Source organism: Candidatus Eremiobacterota bacterium (assembly GCA_031082125.1).
In the GTDB taxonomy this organism is placed as follows: Bacteria; Vulcanimicrobiota; CADAWZ01; order CADAWZ01; family Ess09-12; genus Ess09-12.
In genome coordinates this window covers 21383-41908 of record JAVHLM010000044.1, presented here as the reverse complement: position 1 = coordinate 41908, position 20526 = coordinate 21383, and the positions used below count along the sequence as shown (strand labels likewise).

The 20526-nt window shown below is 56.1% G+C and carries 14 protein-coding genes; 8 read left to right on the top strand and 6 right to left on the bottom strand.

Annotation, left to right across the window (positions count from 1 at the left end):
* Positions 1 to 351: 351 nt before the first annotated feature.
* Positions 352 to 1530, bottom strand: coding sequence for a hypothetical protein (locus tag RDV48_29175; protein ID MDQ7826907.1), 1179 nt, complete (start codon positions 1528 to 1530; stop codon positions 352 to 354).
* 160 nt (positions 1531 to 1690) lie between these two features.
* On the bottom strand, positions 1691 to 1855 hold the full coding sequence (locus RDV48_29170; GenBank protein ID MDQ7826906.1) for a hypothetical protein: 165 nt from the start codon (positions 1853 to 1855) through the stop codon (positions 1691 to 1693).
* Between the two features lie 115 nt (positions 1856 to 1970).
* Between RDV48_29170 and RDV48_29165 the strand changes: the two genes are divergently transcribed.
* The 4 genes from RDV48_29165 to katG all read left to right on the top strand — a co-directional run bounded on the left by RDV48_29165 (position 1971) and on the right by katG (position 7743).
* Positions 1971 to 3467, top strand: a complete 1497-nt coding sequence (locus tag RDV48_29165) for a zinc finger protein (protein MDQ7826905.1) — start codon at positions 1971 to 1973, stop codon at positions 3465 to 3467.
* Between the two features lie 97 nt (positions 3468 to 3564).
* Positions 3565 to 4329 (top strand): GIDE domain-containing protein, encoded by a 765-nt coding sequence (locus RDV48_29160; GenBank protein MDQ7826904.1) that lies wholly within the window; start codon positions 3565 to 3567, stop codon positions 4327 to 4329.
* A gap of 71 nt (positions 4330 to 4400) precedes the next feature.
* Positions 4401 to 4787 (top strand): hypothetical protein, encoded by a 387-nt coding sequence (locus tag RDV48_29155; protein MDQ7826903.1) that lies wholly within the window; start codon positions 4401 to 4403, stop codon positions 4785 to 4787.
* Between the two features lie 721 nt (positions 4788 to 5508).
* Entirely contained in the window at positions 5509 to 7743 is a 2235-nt protein-coding gene (katG, locus tag RDV48_29150; protein MDQ7826902.1) for a catalase/peroxidase HPI, read from the top strand.
* 145 nt (positions 7744 to 7888) lie between these two features.
* Here the strand turns inward: katG and RDV48_29145 are convergent, their stop codons facing one another.
* Positions 7889 to 8380: a hypothetical protein gene (locus RDV48_29145; GenBank protein ID MDQ7826901.1), complete on the bottom strand. Its 492-nt coding sequence runs from the start codon at positions 8378 to 8380 to the stop codon at positions 7889 to 7891.
* A 731-nt stretch (positions 8381 to 9111) separates the two neighbouring features.
* Here RDV48_29145 and RDV48_29140 point away from each other — a divergent pair.
* Both RDV48_29140 and RDV48_29135 read left to right on the top strand, forming a co-directional pair.
* Positions 9112 to 10626, top strand: coding sequence for an ankyrin repeat domain-containing protein (locus RDV48_29140; GenBank protein ID MDQ7826900.1), 1515 nt, complete (start codon positions 9112 to 9114; stop codon positions 10624 to 10626).
* Between the two features lie 938 nt (positions 10627 to 11564).
* Positions 11565 to 12836 (top strand): ankyrin repeat domain-containing protein, encoded by a 1272-nt coding sequence (locus RDV48_29135; protein ID MDQ7826899.1) that lies wholly within the window; start codon positions 11565 to 11567, stop codon positions 12834 to 12836.
* Positions 12837 to 13114: 278 nt separating this feature from the next.
* Here the strand turns inward: RDV48_29135 and RDV48_29130 are convergent, their stop codons facing one another.
* Positions 13115 to 14275, bottom strand: coding sequence for a hypothetical protein (locus tag RDV48_29130; GenBank protein ID MDQ7826898.1), 1161 nt, complete (start codon positions 14273 to 14275; stop codon positions 13115 to 13117).
* Between the two features lie 133 nt (positions 14276 to 14408).
* Between RDV48_29130 and RDV48_29125 the strand changes: the two genes are divergently transcribed.
* On the top strand, positions 14409 to 18398 hold the full coding sequence (locus tag RDV48_29125; protein ID MDQ7826897.1) for a serine/threonine-protein kinase: 3990 nt from the start codon (positions 14409 to 14411) through the stop codon (positions 18396 to 18398).
* Positions 18399 to 18460: 62 nt separating this feature from the next.
* On the opposite strand, the gene RDV48_29120 is transcribed toward RDV48_29125, so the two are convergent.
* Positions 18461 to 18832: a hypothetical protein gene (locus tag RDV48_29120; protein MDQ7826896.1), complete on the bottom strand. Its 372-nt coding sequence runs from the start codon at positions 18830 to 18832 to the stop codon at positions 18461 to 18463.
* A gap of 227 nt (positions 18833 to 19059) precedes the next feature.
* The gene (locus RDV48_29115) at positions 19060 to 19719 is read right to left on the bottom strand and encodes a hypothetical protein (GenBank protein ID MDQ7826895.1); all 660 of its coding nucleotides are present in this window, start codon (positions 19717 to 19719) and stop codon (positions 19060 to 19062) included.
* A gap of 227 nt (positions 19720 to 19946) precedes the next feature.
* Here RDV48_29115 and RDV48_29110 point away from each other — a divergent pair, with 227 nt between their 5' ends.
* Positions 19947 to 20306: a hypothetical protein gene (locus RDV48_29110; GenBank protein ID MDQ7826894.1), complete on the top strand. Its 360-nt coding sequence runs from the start codon at positions 19947 to 19949 to the stop codon at positions 20304 to 20306.
* The last annotated feature ends 220 nt before the right edge of the window (positions 20307 to 20526 follow it).

Here is a 20526-nt window from a genome sequence, read left to right as displayed (position 1 = left end):
GATTGGAGAATGGCCCCTGTCCTCTTGCACCCGGTGTCACTTTTCGCCGCGGGGGGGCAAAGAAATCCCGGGGCCTTCGGAAAAAGGGGGAGGAAGCGCTTCCCGGTCAGGAGACTTTGAGATCGGAGCCATTGCTCTCCGTAAAAGCCTGCGAAAGGCTAGAAGCTTGCTTTTCCGGCTCCCCACAAGTTTAAAAGAAAAAGCCATCAAGGCAAGAATTCCTTGCTGAATACCTCAAATTCAAGGTTTTTCTGAAAAAAATCATCATCTGGGCTGGATGTGCTCCTTTCCTTACACAGCAAAACAAGCCTGCCAGCGGTTGTGAATACCTCTCAAGAGGCAATATCATATTCACCGATAGTCTTCAAGGATTTGAACGGCTTTTTTCAATGAGCAGGCGGTAAGCTCCGGCCTTATGTCATATCCCAGGGCCTCGCTCAGGAGGATGATGGCACGCTCAGAGCTTCTTTCCTCTTCCGGGAGGCTGCCGAGCTTTTCGATTACGGTCTTGATGGGCCCGGTTCCTCTCTTTTTCACAAGGTCGGCGACAAAGGCGCAGCTTGCAAGATAATGGCAGGTGCTCCATCTCCCGTCGAGCATGTTCACTGTCTTGAGGCGGTCTTTCTCGTCCACGTTCCTGTACCTGGTGCGCAGGCCCTCCCTGGCCTGTTCGGGAAAAGAGCTCCTTGCATAGAGGTACGCCAGGTAATCTCCCACCCCCTCGGCAAGCCACTGCATTGAAAAACTGTTTTTCACCAGTTTCCCCGTGGAATGGTCCCCCAGTTCATGGGGAATCCAGTAATGGAGTGTATAGCTGTACTTCTCCAGGTCATTTTTGCCCTGCAAAGGGAGCGGGAAGGTGAAGACATTGCCTTTTATCAGACCGCGGTAGTTTTTAAAGGTAAGGGCTCCCTCGCTGCCTGGATTATATATCAGCACGTCAAAATTCTTATAGGCGGGAAAACCGAAACTCTCTCCGGCGAGGTTCTTCAGCTCCACAAGCTTTTTTCTCACCCCTTCCACCAGGGCCCCGTCGGTGTCCTCCCGGGAGAACAGCCTGAAATTCCCGCATTCGCTGGACTGAAAACCAAGGGCCTCTTCGCTCAGGTAGGTGAGATGGCCCCACTCCCTGCTGTTGGCATAGGGGTATAAGGCAATCTCCATGGTTGAAATATTTCCCTGCGCGTCGGAGACCTGGAAATAGAGCTCCCTGTTCCCGGAGGCATCGGGCCTTTTGATTGTCACGGTAAACTGCTCCCGCGGCGCGTCAAAAGCCCTGTCATCGGCGGCGATTGCACTTATCGAAGGCACATGCCCGTCGAGCACGCAGAGGTAGGCATCCTTTATGGCAGAGCGGGAGTCAGAAAAAAAGCCCTTGATGGTCCACCGGCCCTCGTTTTTATCCAGTGCAGTAAGCCTTATCACCGGCCCTCTGCGGTCAGGCTCCCCTTCGCCCGCCGCCGCCAGGGGTGGGAAGACCGCGGCGCCCAGGAGCACCAGCAGGGTGAGCATGAGGCTTGTTCTTTTCATCGCAGCACCTCTCTGCATCAAAAGTATACTTGAGATCTTCACGAAATGTCGAAATCTTCCTGGAATGTGAAAAAAGCGGTACTGGTGCTCCTGGCGGGGAGAGGAAAATGACGGAACCCATGGAAAGACTTGAGATAAAACCTGGAGCTTTCATGGCGATTTATCTCATTTCATAGGGCTCCTGGGAGATCGTGGCGTCTATTTCCCCTTCTTTCACCGCCTTCAGGCCGAATTCAGTGGCATCATACCCCACGATGAACAGCTCTCTCCCCTTGAAGGCGGAGAATGACCAGATGAGGTCCATCAGGGTGCTGGAAACGATCAAGGACGGCAGGATCATTTACAGGGCGCAGTGAAAAGGAAAATGGAAGTGGTCCGCCGGTTTCCCGGAAAAGATAGTTTTTGCGTAATGATGAGGAGAACTCCCAGGAAAAGATGCCATGGAGAAGAGAGCCGTCTGCCCGCAATGCGGGATGGTGAACCAATCAGGATATAAGCTCTGCGCTCGCTGCAGCAGCGGGTCTGCCGCTCAATGGAAGTGCCGCGAATGCGGCTTCAATGAAAATTCCCCGGCCGATCAGGCCTGCAGGAAGTGCAAGGTGCCGAGGTACACGGTGAGAGAAGGGGTCTGGGACTGCCTGTACTGCGGGAGAAGCCGCAACAGGGGCCATGATAAGCATTGCAGCGGCTGCGGTGTTCCCCGGGGAAAGGATGTGCAGTTCTATCTTGCCGAAGATGCCGAATATGTCACTGATGAAACGGAACTGGCCCGTGCCCATGGCGGACCCGACTGGAACTGCCCCCACTGCGGCGGCGACAACAGGGGAGGCAGCGAGTTCTGCTCCGGCTGCGGCGCCCCTGCGGAAGATGCGCCCAGGAGAAAGCAGATAATCTACCGTGACGATGTCGATAAGGAGGGGCGGCAACTCGATTATGTGCTCACCGCCGTTCCCGGCGGCTTTGAAGTGGAGGCCCTGGGAAGCACTTTCAGGGGAGCCACTGCCGGGGAGGCCTTTGAAAAGCTCTTTACCCGTCTGAGAAAAGAGAAGAAAAGCCCTGAGGCTCCGGGAACAGATGAGTGGGACACCCCGCAGGCGGCGGAGCTGACTGCTTCCCAGGCCGCCGGCAGGCGCTCCTTTTTCCAGCAGTCAGGCGCTCTTCTCAAGGAAAAAGAGAAACTGAAAAACCGGTCTGTGCTTGGGAAATCCGTTACCGCCCTCTCAATACTCTTCCTTGTCGTCTTTCTGGTAATCTCGGGCCACCTGATGTTCTCTCCGCGGATAAAGCCATTGACGGCGAGCGGAATGAGGTGGGAGCGCACCGCTGAAGTGAAGGTCTTTACCACGCTCTCCGAGTCAAAGTGGGCAGACCAGGTGCCTGCCGACGCCTTTCAAAAAAAGACGAGAACTGAGCTTTACGAGATAAAAAAAGTTCAGACCGGCGTCTCGACAAGGACGGAGACTTACACCGACAGGGTGCAGGTGGGCACTGAAAAGGTCAGGACAGGAACTCAGAACATGGGAAACGGATATTTCAAGGATGTCTACCGCTCTGTTCCCGTGTATAAGGACGTGCAGAAGACAAGGACGGTGCAGGTGCCTCACTATAAGGATGTGCCGGTATATAAGGAAAAGGTGACGTACCGCGTAAAAAGGTGGATTGTCACTGAGACCAGAAAGACTGAAGGGACCGATGATGCTCCTTTCTGGCCTGCCATTGCGGTGGGCCCGAAAGTGAAAGAAGGCGACAGGACGGAACGCTATATCGTGAGTTTCAGGGGGCCCAGAAACAAGGCTTACTGTTATCAAACATCACGTGAGGCCGAGTGGAAAAATTTCGAAAAAGGCAAGAGCTATATGGCAAGAATTCGACAGAACGGCACAATTGAGAGTTTTGAAAACGATGCGGCGCAGGGAGGTGTCAATAAGAACCCTTAGGCGCGGCACCGGGTGTTCTGTTGTCGGGAGCGGACAGAATGCCGGGATGACCGCAAGGCATTGAGCAGATGTCCCTTTGTCAAAGGAGATGAAAAGCATGTGGATATGGTGTGCAGGGTGCGGTCTTATCATACTGGCCGTCATTGTCATTGTTGTCCGCCACGCGGAGATCAACAAGCTCATCGCGATTGTGGAGACGGAAACCTCGCCCTGCAGCGGGCTGATGCATGCGCAGAACGGCTCTTTCGTGGAGATAAAGGGATTCATCGAGCCGATTCAGGTCCTCAGAAGTGACGTGGGCGGAAGGGAATGTGTCTGCTATAAAAGCACCATCACCCGTGAATATGAGGAGGAGCATCAGGAAACCGACGCAGCCGGAAGAGTCCATAGAAAAAGGCGGCGCGGAACGGAATCGATTGTGAGCCGCGAGGTGAGAACAAGGTTCTATGTAAGGGATGACTCCGGCAGGCTTCCCGTCGATCCCGAAGGCGCCCAGGTGGAGTTAATTGAGACGGTGAAAAAAGATGAGCCAGGCGTTCCCGCAGGAAAAGCGACTTTTGCAGAGGTGAATCTCGAAGGAAGCGGCAGGGGGCAGACGAAGGGCTTGAAATTCCGTGAGTGGGTTCTGCCCGTGGAAGTGCCGGTCTATATCTTCGGGCCTGTCCTGCAGACGGACAACGGCCCTGTCATCCAGAAGCCTGCCGTATTGAGCAGGGACTTCATAATCACGACCAAGTCCGAGGAAGCTCTCATGGGGGCTACCAAAGACTCGATCCAGGCACTGAATATAACTGGTGTGGTCCTGTCTCTTGCTGGTATTGCCCTGATTGTGTACAGTCTGTTCCTCACCGATGCATTGTAGAAGCGCTCAACTGCAATGAACAGAAAGCCTTTAAGCGGCAAAGAGCTCGGCCCCATCAAAAAATACCTGTAATGGAAGCCATCAAGGCCGACAGGAGCATTGCCGCGGTCAAGGGTAAGCGGATCGATGATACCTGTACCGGGAGGCTTACCGGCGGCAAAAATGCCGGATCCTCATGGAAGACGGTGGCAAATATTGCCAACAGCAAAAAAGGGGCAGTGAGCCATAGCTTCCCGTTCGACGCGAGTGCTCCAGGCTCTTCGTCAGCGTCCCAGAGCATTGAGAAGATGCATATCAACGAGGTGGAAAGCGACGGAAGCACTTACAGCAAAGGGGAGATGGAAGAGCTGATAAATGGCGAGCTTGCACTGACCCTCACGGCCTCAACGGGCGAGGATATCAACGAGTTCCTGAAGCCTGGAAGGACCCCGGCAGAGGCCCATGAGCACCGCGTTTGAATTATTGCCCTGTGCCGCTGCGGTGTCATACATCTCCTCCAGGCACATTCTGCGAGGCTTCTTTACCTTCAAAGGCAGTCCTCTTCACGGGAGCCATGAGAGGGAAACTGGTGCTATAATTAAATAAACAAGACATGTCAGGAGGGCTTTTATGGGAACCAAATTTTCCCAGGATATTGTGCCCCTTAGTGATTTGAAGGTGAATCCCGGAAGATTTCCTGTGATCTTCCCGGGATGACAGACCTCTTTCCGCTCTCCCAGCTCGATATGACCCCTCTGGAGACCTCCCTGTCGTTCAGCGCGGTGAATAACGCCGTGGTGCCGGCGAACCCTCCTGCACCTGGGTCCTCTCGGGGGAGACCAGCGTGGGATTCGCCTGGTGATCATACTCCGGCCTCTGGCTGTCGAGGATGGCGTGCCACCTTCATCATTCTTCCGAAGACTGCCGGGGGTGAGGGCGATGGGGAATTCAGGGTGTCATGCCGCAGACACCATTGGCAGATCCACCACGTTGATTGATAATATCACGTGAAAACCGGGTATTCCAATGAATTTCAAGTGAATCCATTTCAAAAACTCCGGAATCTTATGATTGAGCCTGTTGCAACACCACCGCCAGAAAGTACAGGATTTTTCAATGGGATGCCGAATTACTATGGATGGAACAAGATCTGGGAAGAGTGTGCACGGACTGAAAACCCCAACAAGGAGGATCGAGCTCATGAAAACGCGCAACCTGTTCATTGTGATGATGGCGGCCTTACTGGCCCTGTCATGCGTGGCCGTGGCGGCCGCGGAACCCGCGCCGGAAAAAGAAGGGGGGGCAAAATCGAACCGGTTCTGGTGGCCGGAGCAGCTGGACCTGAGCCCCCTTCGCGCCCATGATATCCGGTCCAACCCATACGGCGAAGCATTCAGTTATGCCAAAGAGTTCAAAAGCCTCGACCTTGACGCGGTGAAGAAAGATATCAATGCACTGCTGACGACCTCCCAGGACTGGTGGCCCGCCGACTACGGCAATTACGGGCCTTTCTTTATCCGCATGGCCTGGCACAGCGCAGGCACCTACCGCACGATAGACGGGCGCGGCGGTGCGGGGGGCGGTCAGCAGCGCTTTGACCCGCTCAACAGCTGGCCGGACAACGTGAACCTGGATAAAGCGCGGCGCCTGCTGTGGCCGGTCAAGCAGAAGTACGGCAGGAAGCTCTCATGGGCGGACCTGATGATCCTTACGGGCAATGTCGCCATGGAAAACATGGGTTTCAAGACCCTCGGTTTTGCGGGGGGCCGCGAGGATGACTGGGAGCCCGATGTGGTCTATTGGGGGTCTGAAAAGAAATGGCTCGAGGGGAATCGCCGCGACAAAGAGGGGAAATTGAAAGGGCCTCTCGCCGCGGTCCAGATGGGACTGATCTACGTGAATCCGGAGGGGCCGGACGGCAACCCGGACCCGCTTGCGGCGGCGAAGGATATCCGTGAGTCTTTTGGACGCATGGCGATGAACGACGAGGAGACCGTCGCGCTGATCGCGGGCGGCCACACCTTCGGTAAAGCGCACGGCGCTCATCCGGTGGCCGGCAATGTCGGGCCCGAGCCCGGCGCCGCGCCCATAGAGGAGCAGGGATTCGGATGGAAAAACAAAGAAGGCAAGGGGAATGCCGAAGATACCATCTCGAGCGGTCTGGAAGGGGCATGGACCTCGGATCCGGCCAGATTCACGATGATGTACCTGGACAACCTGTTCAAATTCGAATGGAAGAAAACGAAAAGCCCGGCGGGCGCGATACAGTGGATCCCGACCGACGAGTCCGCCGCGATCATGGTGCCCGATGCGCACGTCAAGGGGAAGTTCCATGCCCCGGTCATGTTCACGACGGATCTGGCCCTTAAAGAGGACCCGGAATACCGCAAGATCGCCAAGCGCTTCCAGGAAAAACCCGAAGAGTTCAAGGACGCCTTCGCCAGGGCATGGTTCAAGCTGACGCACCGCGATATGGGGCCGCGTTCGCGCTATGTCGGGAAGGATGTGCCGAATCTGGAACTGATCTGGCAGGATCCCCTGCCCGCGGCCGGCCGTGACGTGATCGGACAGGAAGACATCGCGAAGCTGAAACAGAAGATCCTTGCTTCGGGGCTTACGGTTCCCGAGCTTGTCCGGGCGGCCTGGGCCTCTGCCGCGAGTTTCCGCGCAAGCGATATGCGCGGCGGGGCGAACGGGGCGCGTGTGCGCCTGGAGCCGCAGAAAAACTGGGAAGCCAACGACCCGCAGGAACTGAAGAAAGTGCTCGCAGCGCTCGAAAAGATCCAGAAAGACTTCAATGACTCGCGCTCTGATAACACTAAAGTATCCCTGGCCGATCTGATCGTTCTGGGCGGCTCTGCAGCCGTCGAGAAGGCGGCCAAGGATGCGGGCTATGACATTAAAGTGCCTTTCATGCCGGGGCGCACCGACGCATCCCAGGAACACACGGACGTCGCGTCGTTCGCCGTGCTTGAGCCGGCCGCGGACGGATTCCGCAACTACTACAGCAAAAAGAGCTATGGGTCTCCCACCGATATGCTCGTCGATAAAGCCTCTCAGCTCGATCTGAGCGTTCCGGAGATGACGGTCCTGGTGGGAGGGTTGCGCGTGCTGGACGCCAATACCGGCCAATCGAAGAAGGGCGTCTTCACCACGCGGCCCGGGACCTTGAGCAATGACTTTTTTGTGAATCTGCTCAGCATGTCCACGCAGTGGAAAAAATCCGCCGAAGGCATCTATGAAGGCCATGACCGGAAGACCGGCCGGCCGAAATGGGCGGCGACCTCCGTGGATCTCATCTTCGGATCGAACTCCGAACTGCGGGCCGTCGCGGAAGTCTATGCCTCCGACGATTCCAAGGAAAAGTTCGTGCGCGATTTTGTCAACGCCTGGGTCAAGGTGATGAATCTCGACCGCTTTGATCTCCGTAAATAGATCCGCCGGGGCATCGCGCCGATGAGGGCCGTTCGGCTTTTTCGCCGAGCGGCCTTCTTCTTGTGCGCGAGTCCTCTGCTCCTGCAGAGAAACCCAGGATCAGCACCATCTTTGCCTTAAGATGTATTCCCCACTTTCAGGATTCTTATCGGAGCCAGGAGGGGATTATACCCCATTCATAGATGACATTGGCTCCCTTCGGGGATTTTTCGTAATCTGTCTCGTCGCTCTGGGTGGTTCCGCCGTCATCTTTATTGTCAAATCCGGCGCACCAGAGGCGGGGATGACCTCCCTCGAGACGATAGCCCGGGGGAGCCCCCGTAGCGGGATATGCCGGGACTTCAAGATGATACTCCTCGAAAGCTTTCCTGAGGGTGTCGGGACAGGCCCCATGGCGCCTGCGGTACGCCTGTGCCAGTGCAAAGGTCTGGAGAGCGATGCCCGCGGTGCTGCTCAGGTAAATGTTGGAGAAGGCCCGGGAATAGTTTGGCTCGTTGCATTCGGCAATCATGTATGCCGCGTAATTGGAGGTCACCTCGGGCCAGGCGATTCCCAGGATTGCATTTGACAGTATATAGGGCCATTTGAATTTATTCGTTGAGGCCTGGAAGTGGCTCGCCTTGTATGCATTTATCATCTGGAAATCCATTTTTTCAAAGAGGGGGAACGATGTGAGAGATGCAGATGCGCAGGAAGGGCTTTCCCCTCAGGGATTCTTCAGCCATTTGAAGAGGCCCTTCGGTGGAATCCGGAGCAGCCTGCGGAATTCATGGCAAGAGCAACAGGCTCACGACAGACCATTCATCGGAGTTCGGTTAAGCCCGACCATAGTTTAGCCTTAAAGTCCGATTACAATTAGGATCCTGGGACTCATGAACAAGGAACTTTTCAAGGTCATCCCACCTTCTGACACAATGTCTGCCGGAGGTAATCAGCCTCAAAATCTCCGTGGCAGCGTTCTGGAACACCCGAGCCCATCTCTGTTCAGGCGTTCTGTCAGTCGTGACCCCAAGATACATTCTCAGCCTGAGAAGCAGAGCTCTGCTCTCGATAAAGGTCAGGATAGCAGCATGGACAAGTGCCTCAACGACATATCGCTGACGGGAAGGGATGTAAGAGACTTGGTATATTGGCCATCTATCATGTCTTCACCTTGTAAAAAGCTCATGAAACAGAAGAGAATTTCCTTATCCGATCACCAATGAAGACTTTTTCAAAGGTGAAAGAGAGTATGGTCCTACTGCTATCCACTCTATGTCCATAGTCCAAACCTCACTTTTGCCAATCGGGACAGATTCCCGCAGGAGCGTCTAAAAAATCTGTGAAGAGGGAATAATGACGGCAGAATGCTTCCAGGAGGGACATGCCATGAAGAAGCGTCACATGCTCGTAATGGTACTGTATGCTATGGTGATAGTCATTGGCCTTCTGACTTACTCTGTACACCAGGCTCTCATGGGAGGGCCACGCTCCACCATGGCCACAAAGGTGGGTACGGAGATCTTCGTTGCAACAGCTCCCCTCTACGGAAACGGAATGGCAGGCGATGAGGTCAGGATGTCCCTTCTTATCGAAAGAAATGACCTTGCGGGTATGGAAGCCCTTCTCAACAAAAAACCAGGGCTGGTCAATCAGGCCGGCATGTCAGCATCCCCTCTTCACAGGGCAGTCTGGGAAAACAGGCTGGAAATGAGCGAGATGCTTATCGCGCACGGGGCCCCTGTCAATGCCAGGGATCATGAGGGCAGAACGGCCTTGCACTTCGCCTCTACAAAGAGAAATCAGGAAATAGCCCTGATGCTGATCAAGAGAGGCGCAGGACTCGAAGAGAAGGACAACGAGGGGAAAACACCGCTCTGTGACAGCTTCAGCTATGTCCGTCCCGGTGAGGTCCCCGCCGCGGCGGTTCTATTGATCAAGAATGGCGCCGATGTCAACGCACCGGACAAGAATGGCAACAGGCCCCTCCACAATGCGGCCTTTGGGTGCTCAAAAGAGGCAGTGTCATACCTCCTGGAGCATGGAGCAGAAGTTAACAGCGTGAACAACTATGGCAGAACGCCCCTTCACAAGGCGGCCATGGGCTATGAGCGCAAGACGAAAAAGAAAGTGATGGAGCTTCTTGTCGCAAGAGGCGCCAAGGTCAATGCCCGCGATAAGGCAGGGGCCACGCCGATTGCTTATTGCTTTGATTATGGTGAGAGGGACAGTGCGCTCTTTCTTTTCAACAATGGAGCTGAAGTCACTATTTTAGATGCCGTGAAGATGAATGATGAAGCCCTGGTCCGCCGCTGCATATTGAAAGATCCACAATCGGTGAATACTTGTGAAAAATGGCCCTCACTGCAGGAGCCGGGAGACCATCCCGGTGCCTTGGGCGAAAGCAGGAATATGACGCCGCTTCATTATGCCGTGACATACCGCTGCAGGAATGAAATTGTCGGGCTCCTGATTAAAAAAGGCGCGAATGTGAATTCAAGAAACGCCGAAGGGAAGACCCCCCTCATTCTTTCCGCCGAGTGCCATAATAACCTGGTGAGGCTCCTCCTGGACAGCGGGGCAGATGCGAGAATAGCCGATTCACATGGCACCACGCCCCTCCACATGGCAGCATGCCGCGGCTCGAGGGAGACTGCGGAGCTCCTCCTTAAGAAGGGAGCAGAGATAAATGCGGTGACCTCGGGTGGCGACACTCCTCTTCATTGCGCAGTGCAGGCCGGGCGAAAGAAAACAGCCTTATTCCTGCTTTCGGAAGGAGCCGATATAAACGCCCGTGACAGTCAAGGGGAAACACCCCTCCACATCGCTGAAAAGTCGAAAAACACAGAAATGATAGAAGCCCTCAAAGGGTCGCCTCTTATTAAGAAAAGCAGGAGAGGATGACAATTCACGGGCGGATATGTCTCAGGAGTGGTCTTTTATCTCATCAGCTTTGACCTTAAGCACATGTATTCAAGAACATTGCTCACTGCGGCATTGCGAATTCTCCAGGTGCGCACACGAGAAAGCCTGGTCCCGGCGCCCCCCGGCCTCCGGAAAAATTATACAAGAAATTTCGGGAAAAGTCTGGAAATTTTCCGGCGAAGGGTGGCGAAAAGGGGGCAAAGAGAGAAGAATTCCGGGAAGCGGTGTGTCGATGCGAGGAAAAAGGCGGAATAGCGAGCAGAAAACCCCGATCCTGTACGCGCAGAACCAGAGCCCTTACTGCCCCTTATATCTTCAGTTGCGTCCGAGAACCACGTCGAGGAAATAGTAATCGGCATAGGGGTCTTTGGTGCGCAGATGTACTGATGCCAAATCTGCGTGCAAATGCCCAATCTTTGATTGGTGCATTTGTAGTGCTCACATGAGTAGGATTTGTGCATCAGTGATGCCCCCCTGGGTACGCTCAGCTTGCTCATCTTCTGAATACGCGCTCATCCCGGGCGGCGGGCGCTCATTGCAGGGGATATGCCACAGGTTCAGATGGGTGAGGATTTTAATGAGAGGGACTGGCGTGGTGCTCTGGGCTCTGAAAAGCCTGGAAGTACGCTGAACCAGTCCTCTCTTAAGAATTATTCCTGCTTAATTCATGGGCATTGCCTTTAAAGTGTGGTAATTCAAGTGTCTGGATGAATAATTCCCTCTACTGAAAGGGATATTCATGGCACGGTAGGTGTTTGATTTGCCTAAGCTGAAATAATAGTGAAGCAGCCAGAGCAGGATTTCAAAAGGTATTTCCAGTAATAATGAATATCCAGGCTCATTAATGCCCGGATTATTGCAGCCACAATACATGGGACAGGCTCTCGTGAGTGGGACATTTTAGCAAAGGTTTTCAAATGGACAGGTTCAGCAGGTATAACAGGGGAGAAATTGACCGCCGCGCGCTTGGCTGCCTGGGAACCGCACTTGTATGCTCCTTTGCCTTCGACATAGTCTCCCGATTACCCGGCGTATCGAATTCCGGCACTCAGCAAGAGGGCTCCTGTTTTCTTTTTGTGCTGATTATCGTGGCATTTATTATCTATTTCGCCTATCGCCAGAATATCAGTGAATGGCTCAGCTCTCTGAAGGAGAAGATTTCCATGTCACCGCTGCACCGGGCTGCCTGGAATGGCGACAGGGAACGGCTGAAGGAGATGCTTCGCGATGAGAGGCAGAGGAGCAGAAAGACAATGAACGGCTGCACCGCGCTCCACTATGGAGTTCTCAGCGCTCATCCCGAAATTCTCCCCATGCTTGCAGATTTCATTGATGTCAATGCCCAGGACAAGGAGGGAAGGACGGCGTTGCATATGGCGTGTTCTATGGGCTCCATTGAGACGGTACGGCAGCTCCTCAAGCTAAAAGCAAGACATGATATAAAGGACGGAGAAGGGGCAGAAGCACTTTACCTGGCCGTGCAAGGGTCAAATAAGGAGATAGTGAGGCTCCTCATAGAGCAGGGTGGCGATGTCTGTGGCACTCGCGATGGCGATATGACCCCTCTTCATTGCGCAGTATGCTCCAAGGACCCGCGGGAGGCGAAGGAGCTCGAGACTGGTGATCACCTTGTCTTTCCGCCGAACTACAAGAGCGGCTCCAATCTCGACATCGCAGGGATGCTCATCGAGCATGGCGCCCCTGTCGATGCCACGACGGTCTTTCATGAGACACCCCTGTACTTGGCCGTCGATGAAGGAAACCTTCCCATGGTAAAGCTTCTTGTGGAGCACGGCGCCTCCCTGGAAATAGGAGACAAGAATGGCGAAACCCCGCTCTTTATCGCCATTGCAGATGACATATTCCCTGTCGTCAAATATCTCATCGAATCTGGTGCATCGCTGGAGACGGCCACTGATGAAGGAAAGACCCTCATGCACATTGCTGCAGAGACGGCACCAAAGTATGTGGAGCTTCTCATAAAGAAAAAAGCTGAGATCAACGTGAAAGACAAGTCAGGGAAGACTGCCCTTCACTACGCCGCGCAACATGACCTGAACACGGTAAAGACGCTCATCGCCCATGGCGCAGATCCTCGTGACGCTGATTACGACGGCAGGACACCCCTCGATCTTGCAGCTCAGAGCAAGGATAGGACAATCGCGGCGTACCTGAGGTCGTTGAAATGAACGCCTGCGATGGGCGCAGGTTCCCGCCGCACCTCAGTCATTTGCCTGAAATCGATTGCCAAAGTTACCGATGAATTGCCCGGTCTGCGCAGGAAGGATCTGAGGAAAAGCATCTATGGATGCATGGAATATCACCGCTCTCAGGAGATTGCCTCCTGACCGGTTGTAAAGCCAGGTAAAAACAATGACTCCCGGCAGGAATTCGACAAACCGCAGGGCGATTTGCACGGCATCAAATGGGTAGAACCCGGTAAAATACAGTATTTATTTATAGGAACTTAGATTTCGGCGCCCGAGGTTTTAAAATAGTGCTTCGAGCGTTTCCCCCATGTATCGGTGTAGGTCTCATTGGGATCAATGGTGAGCCTGATCCCTGAATAGGCGCTTCTTACGGGCCAGAGCCAGTGCCTCCCGCCGTCCCGTGAGACCACAATGCCCCCGGGGCCCTGGTCCCCGTCGGGGACGAAGAGGGGCTGCTCGTTGGACACGCCGGTGCCGCTCCCCGAGAGGCCGGCCCACAGCAGGTCAGGATTGTTGAAATCGGCAGCCATCCAGTACACCAGGGGGATTTTCCCGGCGTTCATTCCCCCTGGGAGAGGAAGGCGCTTCCATGAAGCCCCTCTGTCATTGGTCTCATATATCCAGCCGCGCCGGGTCCCGATCCTGACCCTGTCGCTCGAAAACGGATCGGTGAGCAGAAAGGTGATCTCCTCGTCCTTTCCCGTGAGCCCCTGGGAGCGCTTCTCCCAGCGGCCCTCATTGAGGAGGTACACGCCTCCCTCATGGATGGCTGCCCACAGCCTGTCTCTCCTGTCAAAGGCAAGCTGGCACACGGCGGGCCTTTCCGGCGAGCGGCGCGCTTTCATCGCCTCTCCATAAGGCTCCCAGGTCTCGCCGCTGTCCCTTGAGCGGTATACGGGAGAGACGGTCTCATGGGGGCTGCTCATCCCCAGGTAAAGGGCATCCTTCGCCGGGGCGATTGAGACCACTGCCGGCCATACCTTTACCTTGGAGCACGTGGCGGGGTGGTTGATCTCAAAGGAGGGGAGCCCTTTCACTTTCCTGCTCCAGGACGCTCCTCCGTCGTCGGATCGCCAGAAGCCCGTCATCGAGCTTCCCGCGAAGAGAGTCCTGTGGTTTTCAAGGGAAAAGGCGAAAGAGAGAAAGGTGCCCAGGGACATGTCGCTCTGGTAGAGTGGCTTCCAGCTGTCGCCCTCGTCATCGCTCCGGTGGATGCTGCCATGGCCGATGCAGTAAAGGCGGCCTGCCTTCCCGGGGTCCACGATGACCTGGAAGCGGTCTCCCCAGTAGGGGCCAATCTGGCGCCACCTGAGGGGCTCTTCCCCTGTTCCCGCCCGCGGCTGAATCGCTGCCGCCGCAAGGACCGCGAGAACCACAATAAGAATCAATCGGGGAAGGGCAGGGGAAGGCATCTTCATGGGAAACCTCCTGAAAAGAGCCATTGAATAGGGTCCTCTCATTGTTCGGAAAAAAACTGCCAGTCTCCTCTCCATGGCCGGCCTCTTCCCTTGCATGCTATAATGGAGTAAGTAATGTAATGAGAGGTATAAGGTGCTCCAGGAAGGCGAGGTAATAAACGGCCGCTATAAGGTGGCGGGGCTCATTGCGAAAGGCGGCCTCTCCTATGTCTACGAGGTTGAGGACCTCGTCCTTCCCAGGCGCCTGGCTCTCAAGGAGTTCAGCCCCCGGAACCTTGATGAATCGGAGATAGCCGCCGTGAGAGAGCAGTTCGCGAGAGAGGTGAAGATACTCTCGGCTCTCAGGCATCCCCGCCTCCCTGAAATCACCGACTCCTTCACCTTCAACGGCCGGGACTACATGGCGATGGAGCTTATAGAGGGGAAGACCCTCGAGGCGCTTCTGGGGGAGCGGAGCGATCCCTTTCCCGAGGAAGAGGTGAGGGGGTGGGCCCTTGAGATCCTGGATATCCTGGAATATCTCCACGGCCAGAGCCCGCCCGTCATATACCGTGACATAAAGCCGCAGAACATAATCATTGTGCCCGTGCGGGGCGTGAGGTTCGTGGATTTCGGAATCGCAAGGCTTTTCAACCCCGTGAAGGAGCAGGACACCATCTTCATGGGCACGCCGGGCTATGCGTCGCCGGAGCAGTTCCGCCAGCGCCAGAGCGACGTCCGCTCCGACCTCTACAGCCTTGGCGCCACCCTCCATTACCTCCTCACCCGCAGGGACCCCGGCCTGAATCCCTTTGACTTTGAGCCCGTCTCCCTTGTCAACGCCGGAGTGTCACCCCTCTTTGAAAAGGTTATCCAGAAGGCCCTTGAGATAAAAGCGGAGAACCGTTTCCAGAGCGCCGCCGAGATGAGGAAAGTGCTCACGGGCGAGCTCTCTCCCGATGAGGCCTTTGCCTCGTCCTTCGTCATCATAGAGCCCAGGGAGCTCATCTTCACCGACCTCGCTCCCGGCGCCGCTCATGAAAAGAGCCTCATGATAAAGAGCAGCAGCGGGAGCGACGTGAAAGGGATCGTGACGTCCTCGCATCCCGGCCTCGAAGTGGCGCCGGCGGAGCTCACCGCCCCCCGCACGTCCTTGAAGGTCAAGACCCTGCCGGGCTGCTTCCCCCGTGGTGAATCCGTCGTGACCTCCGTAACCGTCTCGACGGAAGCCTCAAAGATCACCGTGCCCGTCACCGTGCAGTACAGGCCCACGATCCTCAGGGGCCTGTCACCTGCCATCGCAAGCACCCTCTTCCTCATCATCCCCGTCATATCGGGCCTTGTCTGGATGGGCGGTTTTCTCAGGCTCCCGGGCGCTCCACAATGGTCTCTTATGGCGGCTCTTTTTCTCCCCGCACTGGCGCTGGCGCTCCTCATTCACCGGGAGCGCCTCAGAAAAGCGACTCTTCTCTTTTACAGCGGGCTCTTCGGCGGGCTTGTCCTCATGGGGAGCCGCCTGAATGCGGGGGCGGCTGCGGCGCCCTTCTTCGCCGGCACTGCCGCCGTCTTTGCCGCGTTCCTGTCTTTCACCGTCATCACTGACGCCCTGCTCTTCATTCTCTCGGCGGGGCTCTCGCGCTCCCAGAGGTCAGACATGCGCCTTGTCATCATGGCAAGCTTCTTTGCCTTTCCCACCCTTGTCTTTGTGGGCCCCCTCCTTAAACCTGCCGAAGGCTCCTTTATTTTCAGCAACAGGATAGCCTTCGTTGCTCTTTCGGCGGGCTTTTCGCTCTTCTTCTCACTTCTTTTCCTCCTGGGCTCCCTCCAGGAAGAGGCCGGCAGGCCGAAGGGCCCATGGTCGCCCCGCTTGCTGCATGGCGCAGGAACGGCAGGCCTTGCACTCCTCTTTACCATACTGTGGTTTAGCCTCTCTCTCCAGTATGATACCCTGAGAGGTCAGCTCACCGAGAGCTCTCTGCAGGCCACGGGTCCCCTCGCCAGCGTCATCTATTTTCCCCTCACGCTCCTTAAAGTGTTCGGCCCCCTTGCGGTGGGGTATAGTGGAGGAGCCATGGCGCTCATCGTAGCCCTTTTCTTCTTCTTCTTCCCCCGTTTCAAGATCTTTGTGAGGGCAGGCCTTGCGCTCTTTGCCTGCGCCGCCTTCATGAATCTCTCCCTCTCCTTTGAGGCGCTGAACGTTGCCTCGGCTGCAAAGCAAAGGGAAATGATCAGGAAGAATCCCATGAAAACCCTCATGGGATGGAGATCATCGGGGGTGCCCGTAGACGCCACCATGGAGAAGTTTTACGAGAGCCTTGATGCCGCCAGGAAAAAGGCCGAGATCAAGGACTACCACGGGATGGGAGCCAAGTACCTCATGGCCTCAAGGCTCCTTGGAGAGAAAACCTCCCTGGATGCCGAAAAACTCGCCTTCATGGCGGGCCAGGCACAGTTGCTTGAGCTGAGCGGAGACTTTGAGGCCATGAAGTTCCCCTCCTTCAGCGTCAGATTTTCACCTGACCCTTCTCTGTTCTCACCGTCGGTCATCAAGGCTTTCAAGTCCTCTCCCCGGGGGGGCGGCGCCGGGGACCCGGCAGGCTTCCTGATGGTCCCTGACGAGTTCCTTTTCCTGGCCCATGGCGGCCTGTGCATTCCCCTTTCATGCGATTACGAGGTCCTGGCGGCGTCCCTCTTTTACAGGGGATACTGCTGCGAGTGCCGGGGTGATCTTCCTGCCGCCCGCGGGTATTTCAGGGAGATGGGAGAGCTTCTCGGCGCCGTCAGTGATAAGCCCGCGGGGAAGGCGCTGCTCGGCGAGCTCAATGCCCGGGCCCCTCTTTTTGAGAAGCGGGACAAGGCGCGCTATTACCGGGATCTTCTCTCGTTCTACAGCGGGGGAGCCGGCTCAAAGCTCGCAATCCCCCTGGCCCTCTACCAGATCAAACACATGGCCTCATCTCTGGCTGACAGGGCATCCCTTGTTGACAGGCTTTACTCGATGAATGCCACGGAACAGGCCGACGCGCTTGTCGATCCCATCGTGAAGAAGGCTTCCCGGGAGATAAAGAAGGCGTACGCCGAGAAGGGAAGCAATGCCAATGTGGCAGAGCTTGCTTCTTCTCCAAGCGTGATCGAAGCCGGCCTCCTCCTTGGCATAAAGCATTATGCCCATGAGAGTTATGGCGACGCTTTCCGCTGCCTTGAGGCGGCCGGCATCGACCCCGTGACGGCAGGCAACGAGGTCTATATGAGGAAAATGAGGGACTGCGCGGCGGTGCTGCGGTACTGGGACAAGGTGGCGCAGCTCTCCGGGAAGCTCAGGGAAAAGAGCCCCGGCGCCCTCAAGGCCGATGAATGGCTCACGTGGGCCTGGAGCCTTGATATCACCGGGCGCTTCAGGGATGCAAAACCCCTTTACAAGGCTTACCTGGGTCGCCAGGCAAAAGAGGGGAGCGCCGGCGAGGCCCGGGCCGTCCTGGTCCGGAACCGCCTGGCGGGAGGGCCCCTTCCCACCTATCTCTTCATCGAGCAGCACAGTGAGATTCCCTCAAGGATGAGGGTCATCATCATGGGCGAGGGAATCCCCCCTGAGAGCCTCCCCAAGATATCGATCTATTACGGCCCGGGCCCTGAGCCCCCTGTCACGTGCTCGGACAATATCACTCTCGTGAACAGGTACGAGCGGAGGATCCTTCCCAAGTTCCAGTGGCTCTATTACCAGGTTCATTTCAAGGACCTCGAGAAGGAAAGGAAGGAGAGGAGATTCCGCTTCTCTCTCTCTTATGAGTATGAGTGGTCCGACGGCTATCCCATCGATCTGGAGCGTCTCGAGGGAACGATCATGAATGCGAAGTACGTCAAGGCCTGCCCCCCTGTGAATGCCCTCATACCGCAGGCATACAACAGGGGAGCTTACCTCCTCAAGTACGACAGTGACCAGTCCCTCGTGGTGATCCCCCGGTTCTTCTTTGACTGCCGGGGCGGCGAAGTCCCCCAGGGTCAGGTGGAGGTGGTGAATTACTACTACAACAGCGTCTTTCTGGAGGACATAAGGGCCCTCAGGTGGGAGGACCTTTTCAGCCTCTTCGCGAAGGAGCCGGGAAAACCTGAAAACCCCTATTTACAAGGGGACCCCCGTAAATAGGGCCCCCCGGGCTTCGCAGCGGCTCTCGCTCTGCCTGTGAATCCTGGCTCATGCCTGTGCCGCTATGCCTGCCGCCTTGCGCCGCTCTTTACGTCACTGAAGGATATCTTCCCCAGCCTCGCGAGCTGGTTCTCTATGGCCCCCCTTGTGCGCCGGTGCTCCCTGGCAATCTCGATAATGGAATAACCCTCGTCGAAGCGTCTTATGAGCGCTTCGGTCTCCCCGTCGTCCCAGGGCTTTCCCGCACGCTCCGGCAGGGCCTTCCTCTTTTCGCGCCATCTCGCCGTAAGAGCCAGCGCCTCCATGGCCCTGGCCAGGGCCCTTATGGTGTCGCCCCGCTGGTAAGGGCTCACGTCGGGAAAAACCTCCCCCGTCAAAGGATCGGTGCCGTCGGCAAGGGAGCCGATGATTTCAAGCGCTCTGTGGTCATCCATCGCAAGGTCCTCCTCGGTTGAATATGCTGTAGCACCTGCCACCCTTTCATGGTACCTCTTTCATGTAACGTTCTCATGGCAAGGATGTAACAAATTATGCGATCTCTGTTAACTTTTCCGGCAGGTGCTCGCCACCTTTGAGGATGGCTGAGGTGCCATGGGACCGGCAGGAGGTGAGTTTTGTAGATTTAAAGCCCGAGGCGGGCATTCAAGCGGCGGGGGCGCTTTCAGGGGCGCCTGCCGATGGAGCGGTAGCCCCGGCCTGAAGGTGAGAAGTAGGTCCTGAAGCCCTCTTCTTGAGGGAGCAAGGCTTCACAGAAGCACCAGTCTACGAGCACGAGGCGGTGAGCTCTGCAGAAATCCTCGAGAACCTGCCTGTCTTTTTCAAGCCCCGGTCCCCGCCCGAGGATCTCCAGGCAGAGCGTATGGAGCACATTGCCGGCATGGCGGCCGTAGACGAGAAGGCCCCCTCCGGTCCTCCAGGTGAATCCCCCCTCGACGATTCCCTCAAAGGCTTCATATCCCAGGAAGTGATAGTCGGTAGCGTCCTGAAAGTGCGTCCGGAGCGTATCGACCTTGATGGACTTCAGGCTCAGCGGGTCGGCGATTCTGTCGCGGACGAAAATCCTGCGGAAAGCTCCGCCGGGAGAGCGTTCCTTCTCATAAATATCGTAAATGCCCGCCAGCATTGCCTCGATATCATCGCAGTACTCGTAGGCAATCAATTCGACCTGCCGCCAGTCGTCCTCATGGAGGGCGAGGATCTCGCCGGAGTAAAGGATTCTCTCCGTGAGGGGGGGCATCCAGTCGCATATCGTGGGGAGCGAGAAGAGGAGATCACCGGGCGCGGCGAAGGTGGCGCCCTCCTTGTCATTTCTTCTGTCCATGGGGGTCTCCTCTCAATCTCATGGGGTGGCCCGGGAATATTCACCCTGAGCGGTGGGTTTGCCTGCCTGCCCAGGCACGAGAGAGGTCCATGCCCCCTGCCCGTTCGTTCCATTCCAGTTTCAAGGCTATGGGACATAAAAATTCAGAAAAATGTTACGATTTCGTAACATTTTGTTCATCACCGGATCGTACTATTAACATATCCCCCCTTGACAGGAGACCCCCCATGAGCAATGAAGGCAGCACCTCTGAATTTGACGGCCTTCTCAAGCTTGTGCGGAGAAAAGGAGCCGTGGTAAGGCTTCCAGGCGCCTCTGCCGTTCAGGCACCGGGATCAGCGCTGTTACCGCATGCTCATAATGACCAGGCAGTTTTCAGCTCCGGCGCCCGCTCACTGATCGGCAGGATGCAGACGCGTCTCATGACGGCCCTGACGGCATCCCCGGAGAGAGGGGCAGCCCGGACCATGGGGCTCATGGAATGGCTTCTCCTTCTCAGCATAAAAGCTCTGCAGTCAGTCTATGATTTCTTCTACACCGAGGAGGAGAATGCCGGGCCCGCCGGGGAAGGGGAGCTTCTTCCGTGATTTATAGGAACTTAGATTTCGGCGCCCCCCGGCCTCCGGAAAAATTATACAAGAAATTTCGGGAAAAGTCTGGAAATTTTCCGGCGAAGGGTGGCGAAAAGGGGGCAAAGAGAGAAGAATTCCGGGAAGCGGTGTGTCGATGCGAGGAAAAAGGCGGAATAGCGAGCAGAAAACCCCGATCCTGTACGCGCAGAACCAGAGCCCTTACTGCCCCTTATAT

Bases quoted from the DNA above. Each gene is read 5' to 3' on its own strand.
- RDV48_29175 (MDQ7826907.1), bottom strand. From the start codon at position 1,530: ATGAAAAGAACAAGCCTCATGCTCACCCTGCTGGTGCTCCTGGGCGCC.
- RDV48_29165 (MDQ7826905.1), top strand. From the start codon at position 1,971: ATGGAGAAGAGAGCCGTCTGCCCGCAATGCGGGATGGTGAACCAATCA.
- RDV48_29160 (MDQ7826904.1), top strand. From the start codon at position 3,565: ATGTGGATATGGTGTGCAGGGTGCGGTCTTATCATACTGGCCGTCATT.
- RDV48_29155 (MDQ7826903.1), top strand. From the start codon at position 4,401: ATGGAAGCCATCAAGGCCGACAGGAGCATTGCCGCGGTCAAGGGTAAG.
- katG (MDQ7826902.1), top strand. From the start codon at position 5,509: ATGAAAACGCGCAACCTGTTCATTGTGATGATGGCGGCCTTACTGGCC.
- RDV48_29145 (MDQ7826901.1), bottom strand. From the start codon at position 8,380: ATGATAAATGCATACAAGGCGAGCCACTTCCAGGCCTCAACGAATAAA.
- RDV48_29140 (MDQ7826900.1), top strand. From the start codon at position 9,112: ATGAAGAAGCGTCACATGCTCGTAATGGTACTGTATGCTATGGTGATA.
- RDV48_29135 (MDQ7826899.1), top strand. From the start codon at position 11,565: ATGGACAGGTTCAGCAGGTATAACAGGGGAGAAATTGACCGCCGCGCG.
- RDV48_29130 (MDQ7826898.1), bottom strand. From the start codon at position 14,275: ATGAAGATGCCTTCCCCTGCCCTTCCCCGATTGATTCTTATTGTGGTT.
- RDV48_29120 (MDQ7826896.1), bottom strand. From the start codon at position 18,832: ATGGATGACCACAGAGCGCTTGAAATCATCGGCTCCCTTGCCGACGGC.
- RDV48_29115 (MDQ7826895.1), bottom strand. From the start codon at position 19,719: ATGGACAGAAGAAATGACAAGGAGGGCGCCACCTTCGCCGCGCCCGGT.
- RDV48_29110 (MDQ7826894.1), top strand. From the start codon at position 19,947: ATGAGCAATGAAGGCAGCACCTCTGAATTTGACGGCCTTCTCAAGCTT.